The sequence below is a fragment of the Candidatus Erwinia dacicola genome, assembly GCF_001756855.1.
Classification (GTDB): Bacteria; Pseudomonadota; Gammaproteobacteria; order Enterobacterales; family Enterobacteriaceae; genus Erwinia; species Erwinia dacicola.
Genome location: NZ_MAYS01000277.1, coordinates 1 through 6225, shown reverse-complemented (window position 1 = coordinate 6225; position 6225 = coordinate 1). Strand labels below are relative to the sequence as shown.

General features: G+C 53.7%; 6 protein-coding genes and 2 pseudogenes. 1 reads left to right on the top strand and 7 read right to left on the bottom strand.

What is annotated here, in order from left to right:
* Positions 1-156: 156 nt before the first annotated feature.
* From BBW68_RS08320 to BBW68_RS08290, 7 genes and pseudogenes are all read right to left on the bottom strand, one after another.
* Positions 157-363 (bottom strand): annotated as a pseudogene (locus tag BBW68_RS08320) (YhdP family protein); the annotation flags it as partial.
* Positions 364-389: 26 nt separating this feature from the next.
* Positions 390-1859: a ribonuclease G gene (rng, locus tag BBW68_RS08315; protein WP_070134884.1), complete on the bottom strand. Its 1470-nt coding sequence runs from the start codon at positions 1857-1859 to the stop codon at positions 390-392.
* Positions 1849-2442, bottom strand: a complete 594-nt coding sequence (locus BBW68_RS08310) for a Maf family protein (protein WP_070134882.1) — start codon at positions 2440-2442, stop codon at positions 1849-1851. The genes rng and BBW68_RS08310 overlap by 11 nt, the downstream gene beginning before the upstream one ends.
* A gap of 9 nt (positions 2443-2451) precedes the next feature.
* Complete coding sequence (gene mreD / locus BBW68_RS08305) at positions 2452-2940, bottom strand: rod shape-determining protein MreD (RefSeq protein WP_070134880.1); 489 nt, start codon at positions 2938-2940, stop codon at positions 2452-2454.
* Positions 2937-3959, bottom strand: coding sequence for a rod shape-determining protein MreC (gene mreC / locus BBW68_RS08300; protein WP_070134888.1), 1023 nt, complete (start codon positions 3957-3959; stop codon positions 2937-2939). The genes mreD and mreC overlap by 4 nt, the downstream gene beginning before the upstream one ends.
* A gap of 69 nt (positions 3960-4028) precedes the next feature.
* Positions 4029-5072 carry a rod shape-determining protein MreB gene (gene mreB, locus BBW68_RS08295; RefSeq protein ID WP_070134878.1) on the bottom strand — a complete coding sequence of 348 codons (1044 nt, stop codon included), beginning with the start codon at positions 5070-5072 and terminating at the stop codon, positions 4029-4031.
* Positions 5073-5386: 314 nt separating this feature from the next.
* A pseudogene (locus BBW68_RS08290) lies at positions 5387-5923 on the bottom strand (EAL domain-containing protein); the annotation flags it as partial.
* Between the two features lie 149 nt (positions 5924-6072).
* Between BBW68_RS08290 and BBW68_RS20640 the strand changes: the two are divergent.
* Positions 6073-6225, top strand: a 153-nt coding sequence (locus BBW68_RS20640) for a helix-turn-helix domain-containing protein (RefSeq protein ID WP_148127601.1), incomplete at its 3' end; no start/stop codon positions are given.

Below are 6225 nucleotides of genomic sequence, written 5' to 3'. Positions count from 1 at the left end.
GGATAAGTTTGCCTAAAAAATGGATTTTCGGTTAAAAACACGACAAAAACTGCATTTTCATACTTAAACCTACGCACGGCTCCAGCATCAAAGGGATAGTTCGTTCTGACATTCATGGTTGGGCGCTCTCAGAAGAGGCGATTCAATCTCCTAACCATCAAGGCGCGGGTCGTAGTTTTCCCAGCTACCTTCTAACAAGCTGGCCTGCACCAGCACGCCGGTGGCGGAGGAGATATGTTCAAGGACAGTCGTGCGCCAGCCGTTGAGATGAGGCATCAGCAGGCGTAAGCCACTGACCAGTAGCGCAGTCACCACGACTAACGTTGCGCCCGTCAGTAGCAAAACCCTCAAAAATCGCCTCACATACCTCTCCTTGTCACAGCCTAAATCTACATCATCACCACGTCAAACTGCTCCTGGGTATAGAGCGGTTCAACCTGGACTTTAACCTGTTTGCCGACAAATATTTCCATTTCCGCCAGCGCGTGCGACTCCTCGCTTTTCAGCGCTTCGCCGACCGCGGGAGAAGCATAGACTAGGAAACGATCGGAGTCATAGGCATGATGCACCCTGTCGATTTCACGCATGATCTCGTAACACACCGTTTCCACGGTTTTCAGCATGCCGCGACCTTTGCATACTGGGCAATCCTGACACAATACATGCTCAATACTTTCACGCGTGCGCTTACGCGTCATCTCCACCAGCCCGAGCTGGGAGAAGCCGTTGACCCCGGTTTTTACCCGATCTTTACTCAGCGCTTGGTCGAGCGAGTGCAGCACGCGGCGGCGGTGATCTTCATTATTCATGTCGATAAAGTCGATCATAATAATGCCGCCCAGATTGCGCAAGCGTAGCTGGCGGGCAATCGCCTGCGTGGCTTCAATATTGGTATTAAAAATGGTCTCTTCGAAATTGCGGTGGCCGACAAAAGCGCCGGTATTGATATCGATGGTGGTCATCGCTTCTGTCTGGTCGATGATCAGGTAGCCGCCGGATTTCAGCTCAATCTTACGGTCGAGAGAACGCTGGATCTCGTTTTCCACATCAAACAGATCGAAGATTGGCTGCTTGCCGGTATACAGCTCCAGCTTGGCGGTCATCTCCGGGATATATTCACCGGTAAATTCCACCAGATATTCGAAGATCAGACGCGAGTCGATGCGGATGCGGTCAAGCGCAGCACTGGCAAAGTCACGCAGAATGCGCTGCGACAGGGCAACTTCTCCATACAGGCGGCAACGCGTCTGGTTGCGCTTCTTACGCTCAATCACTTTGGTCCACAGCCGCTTAAGGAATGCTGCGTCGGACGCCAGCTCATCTTCACCCACGCCTTCGGCAGCGGTCCGGATAATGTAGCCGCCCAGTTCGTCGCAGTAACCGGCGACCACGGCCTTCAGGCGGTCACGCTCGGCTTCGCTCTCAATGCGCTGCGAAACGCCTACGTGCAATGCGCCCGGCATAAATACCAGATAGCGCGAAGGCAGGGTAATGTCGGTAGTCAGACGCGCACCTTTGGTACCGAGCGGATCTTTTACCACCTGCACCATCAGGTCCTGGCCCTGACGCACCAGATCGGAGATATCGCGCACGATAAAGTTTTTCTTTTCGTCACGCGCCACGTATTCGGTGTGCGGCATAATATCGGAAGCGTGCAGGAACGCGGCTTTTTCTAGGCCGATATCGACAAAGGCTGCCTGCATTCCCGGCAGTACCCGGCTAACGCGGCCCTTGTAGATGTTACCTACGATACCGCGGCGCGCTTCACGCTCAATGTGGATCTCTTGCAGGATCCCGCCATCAATATAGGCAACGCGGGTTTCTGAAGAGGTAATATTTACCAGTAGTTCAGCTGTCATCTTGACCTCTCACTTCACGCAGCGACTGAAAATGGCTGAACAGCTCGGCGGTTTCCACAAGTGGCAGCCCAACGACCGCGTGATAGCTTCCATTAATTTTTCTGACAAAGTTGCCGCCCAGTCCCTGAATACCGTATGCTCCAGCTTTGTCCATCGGTTCACCGCTGGCAACATAGCTGGCAATATCTTCGGGCGTGAGCACGCGGAAAGTGACGTCAGTTATCACTAGGCAATCCAGCGTTTGCTGGCGGTCTGCCAGCGCAACGGCGGTCATGACCTGATGCGTCTGGCCGGAGAGCTTCGCCAGCATCGCGCCTGCGGCAGCACTATCGCGCGGCTTCTCCAGCACTTCATTATTCAGTACGACGATGGTATCCGCCCCCAGCACCGGTAGATCCTGTGCCGCCACGGCGACACCCGCCTGCGCTTTATCATGGGCAAGGCGGCGTACATGCTGCTGCGCCATTTCGCCATCATGCCGCTGCTCTTCGACCTCGGTGGTGAGGCATTCAAATAACAGGCCAAGCTGAGTCAACAGTTCACGACGACGGGGGGAGCCAGAAGCCAGATACAGGGATACCATAATTGTCCTTTATTGAACGGCAAACTGGCGGCGAATTTTTCTCATCAGTAAGAACAACCACGTCCAGAGGACACCGTCGACGACGCTGCTCCAGAATATTTCTGGGCGAAAAGAGACATTAATCACTAAAAATTCCGCCCAGAAAACAACAACATCCATCGCCAGCGACAGCACCATCACCATTAGTGCCTGCTGCCACAGCGCCAGATTGCGTAATAGCTGAAATTTAAATGCCACCAAGTATGCGACGATGCTCAGCGCTAGGGCACGCACGCCGAGGGTCGAACCGGAGATAAGATCCATTATAGATCCCATCACGAAGCCGGTGCCGACATTCACGCGGTGCGGCAGCGCCAGCGTCCAGTAAATGAGGATCAGCAACAACCAAGAAGGTCGGAACATGTAGAACTGTTCGGGCCACGGCATAATTTGCAGGACCAGCGCGACTAGGAAGGAGAGCCAGATGACCCAGCGCCCCTGACTGCGATAGCGACTCAAGGCTGCACCCTACGCTCGGCGGGCTGGGTGCGGACAGGCACCGTTGCCGACGCGGCAGTTTGCGTTGTCACCGCAGGGGCTGCCGGTGCCGGTGGCCCGACGACTTCACTGGCCTGCGGTAACACCTGCGGCATCATTTGCATCAGGCGCTCGTTGGCCACGCGGTGCACTTCATCCGGCGCTATTGGCATCGTGCCATTGCGATCTGCGCCCCACAGCAGCAGATAACGCAGGCGCTGCAGGCCAGCGGTTGGACGCGCTTGGATCACGGTATAAGCGCGCTGGGTATCAACTTTCACTGATGACACCACGCCAACTGGGTAGCCTTCAGGGAAGCGTCCGCCCAGCCCGGAGGTCACCAGCACATCACCGACGCGGATATTGGTGTTACCAGGCAGATGCTCGAGCTGCAGATCTTCAGTGCAGCCGTTACCGGCAGCAATCACCCGGATGTCACTGCGCAGCACCTGAATAGGCAGCGCGTGAGAAGCATCGCAGATCAACAGCACGCGGCTGGTTATTTTACCCACCGCTACCACCTGGCCGACCACGCCTTTATCGCTGATCACCGGCTGACCTTCATACACGCCGTTGACGCTGCCTTTGTCGATCACTACTTGGTCGGTGTAAGGATCGGTACCGGTGGAGATCACCTGCGTCACCATTTTCTGCTCATCCTGACGCAGTGGTGAACCCAGCAGTTCGCGTAAGCGGGCGTTTTCCTGCTTAAACTGACCCAGCATCAGCAGTTCGCTGTTTTTCAGCATCAGTTCACGCTGTAAGGCTTTATTTTGAAGCTCGAGTTGCTGGCGGGAGGACAATGTTTCAGAAATATTGTCCAGAATTTGACGCGGCCCGTTAGCTAGGAAGTAGAATGGACTGACGGCAGTGTCCATATAGGTGCGGATCTGGGAAAAAGCTCCCATACGACTGTCGGCAACAATTACGCCTATTGCCACTATAACCGCTAAAAATAAGCGTAACTGCAGGGAAGGCCCCCTGCTGAACATCGGCTTCATAAACTCGGCGTTTTCCTCGACAACATGAAAAAGGAATGCGGGCAGCACCTTGGCACTCCTTCAAGGAGATTATTCTTCGCTGAACAAATCGCCGCCGTGCATGTCGATCATTTCCAACGCTTTACCACCGCCGCGCGCAACGCAGGTCAACGGATCTTCTGCAACGACCACCGGGATTCCGGTCTCTTCCATAAGCAGGCGGTCCAAGTTACGCAGCAGCGCCCCACCACCGGTCAATACCATGCCACGTTCTGAAATGTCAGATGCCAGCTCTGGCGGACACTGTTCCAGCGCAACCATCACCGCGCTCACGATGCCGGTTAACGGCTCCTGCAGCGCTTCGAGGATCTCGTTGGAGTTCAGAGTGAAGCCACGCGGAACCCCTTCTGCCAAGTTACGACCACGTACTTCAATTTCGCGCACTTCGTCGCCCGGGTAGGCTGAACCGATCTCATGCTTAATACGCTCTGCGGTGGCTTCACCAATCAGAGAGCCGTAGTTACGGCGCACATAATTAATAATCGCTTCGTCGAAGCGGTCACCGCCGATACGTACGGAAGAGGAGTAAACCACACCGTTCAGCGAGATCACGGCCACTTCAGTGGTACCACCACCGATATCCACCACCATTGAGCCGGTCGCTTCAGAAACGGGCAGGCCAGCACCGATCGCCGCAGCCATCGGTTCTTCAATCAGGAACACTTCACGTGCCCCTGCACCCTGCGCAGATTCGCGAATGGCACGACGTTCAACCTGAGTCGCGCCCACCGGTACACACACCAGCACGCGCGGGCTTGGGCGCATGAAGCTGTTGCTGTGAACCTGTTTGATAAAGTGCTGCAGCATTTTTTCGGTGACAAAGAAGTCGGCGATAACGCCATCTTTCATTGGGCGAATAGCTGCGATATTACCGGGGGTACGACCCAGCATCTGTTTTGCGTCATGACCGACTGCCGCCACGCTTTTGGGGAAACCGGCACGATCTTGACGGATAGCAACGACGGAAGGCTCATTAAGAACAATGCCCTGCCCTTTCACGTAAATCAGGGTATTGGCGGTACCCAAGTCGATGGACAAATCGTTGGAAAACATGCCACGGAATTTTTTAAACATACTAAAGGATAATCCTGCAAGCTGGGGACGGAAAATAAAATCCGCTTACTTTACCAACCACACGAAGCAGCGACAAGGCGCAAAAAAGTTCTGCTCCGGTGAAAAGTTATGCTACCTCATGCCAGCGTCACAACCTTAAGCATCTGTTGTAAAACAGAGACCGTCATTCCGGAAATCTGCCCTAGTTTTCCAACGAGTTAGCGGACATAACATACATAAAAATTAATATTTTCAGTTTCGCTTGGGTCAGCGACAAAGCCGCATCTCACCACGACCGCGCGTGTATTCTACGTGAAAACCCGCCAGACATGAGACTAAACTTGATATCTTTGCAAATATTTTTTACACTGCTGTTAACCGGTTGTGAGGTGGCGAAAGCCCCCCTGCCCCCCGGTTACGCCTAGCTCAACTAGGGTTTGCCACTCTTCCTTAAAACGCATTCCCGCGGCAAAAACCTCAGTCGAAGTCTGCTTATAGCTCTCCAGCAGGCTTTGTATAAACAGCTGATTTTCGGTACGTTGGTCGATATTGCGTACCAAGTCCGGATACAGCTTGATCAGCCGCACCTGAAACTGCTTGATATAGGCGGTACTGATCACCGTTAACCCTGCCTGATTCACCGCTACGCTACAGCTAAAACCGTAAAGTAAACGGAACACCGGTTCTAAGCGGCTGATGTGTTGACACACATCCGCTTCTGCAAGTTCAAATAAAATACGTTTTCTTTGCAATTTAGTGCATTGCGGCAGCATATCGCGCAGCCAGTGCAGGAATGAGCGCTGTAATAATGAGTCGAGGGTCAGCGAGATAGCAAGAGTTTCCTCCGGCCAGAGTTCGATCAGCGTCACGATAGGCACTGTTGCAAATTTATTGATGAGTGGCGGATTCAAGTTTGAAGTGCAACGCTAAGCGCCCCATTTCCACTCGAAACGCAACAAAGTGACCCACTGGCCAGACCCGGATAAAATCTCCGTTCTGGTCTTACTGGAGAGCTTGTTGCATGCAGGGAAAACATCTGACTCAGAAAGAGCGGTTCTACATTGAAAAGCGGCGTAGTGAAGGTGTAAAACTGGCTACCATCGCCAGAGAGCTTAATCTGTCCTGCTCCACTATTAGCAGGGAACTCAGACGCAATACCGACCCCGCTTTTAAC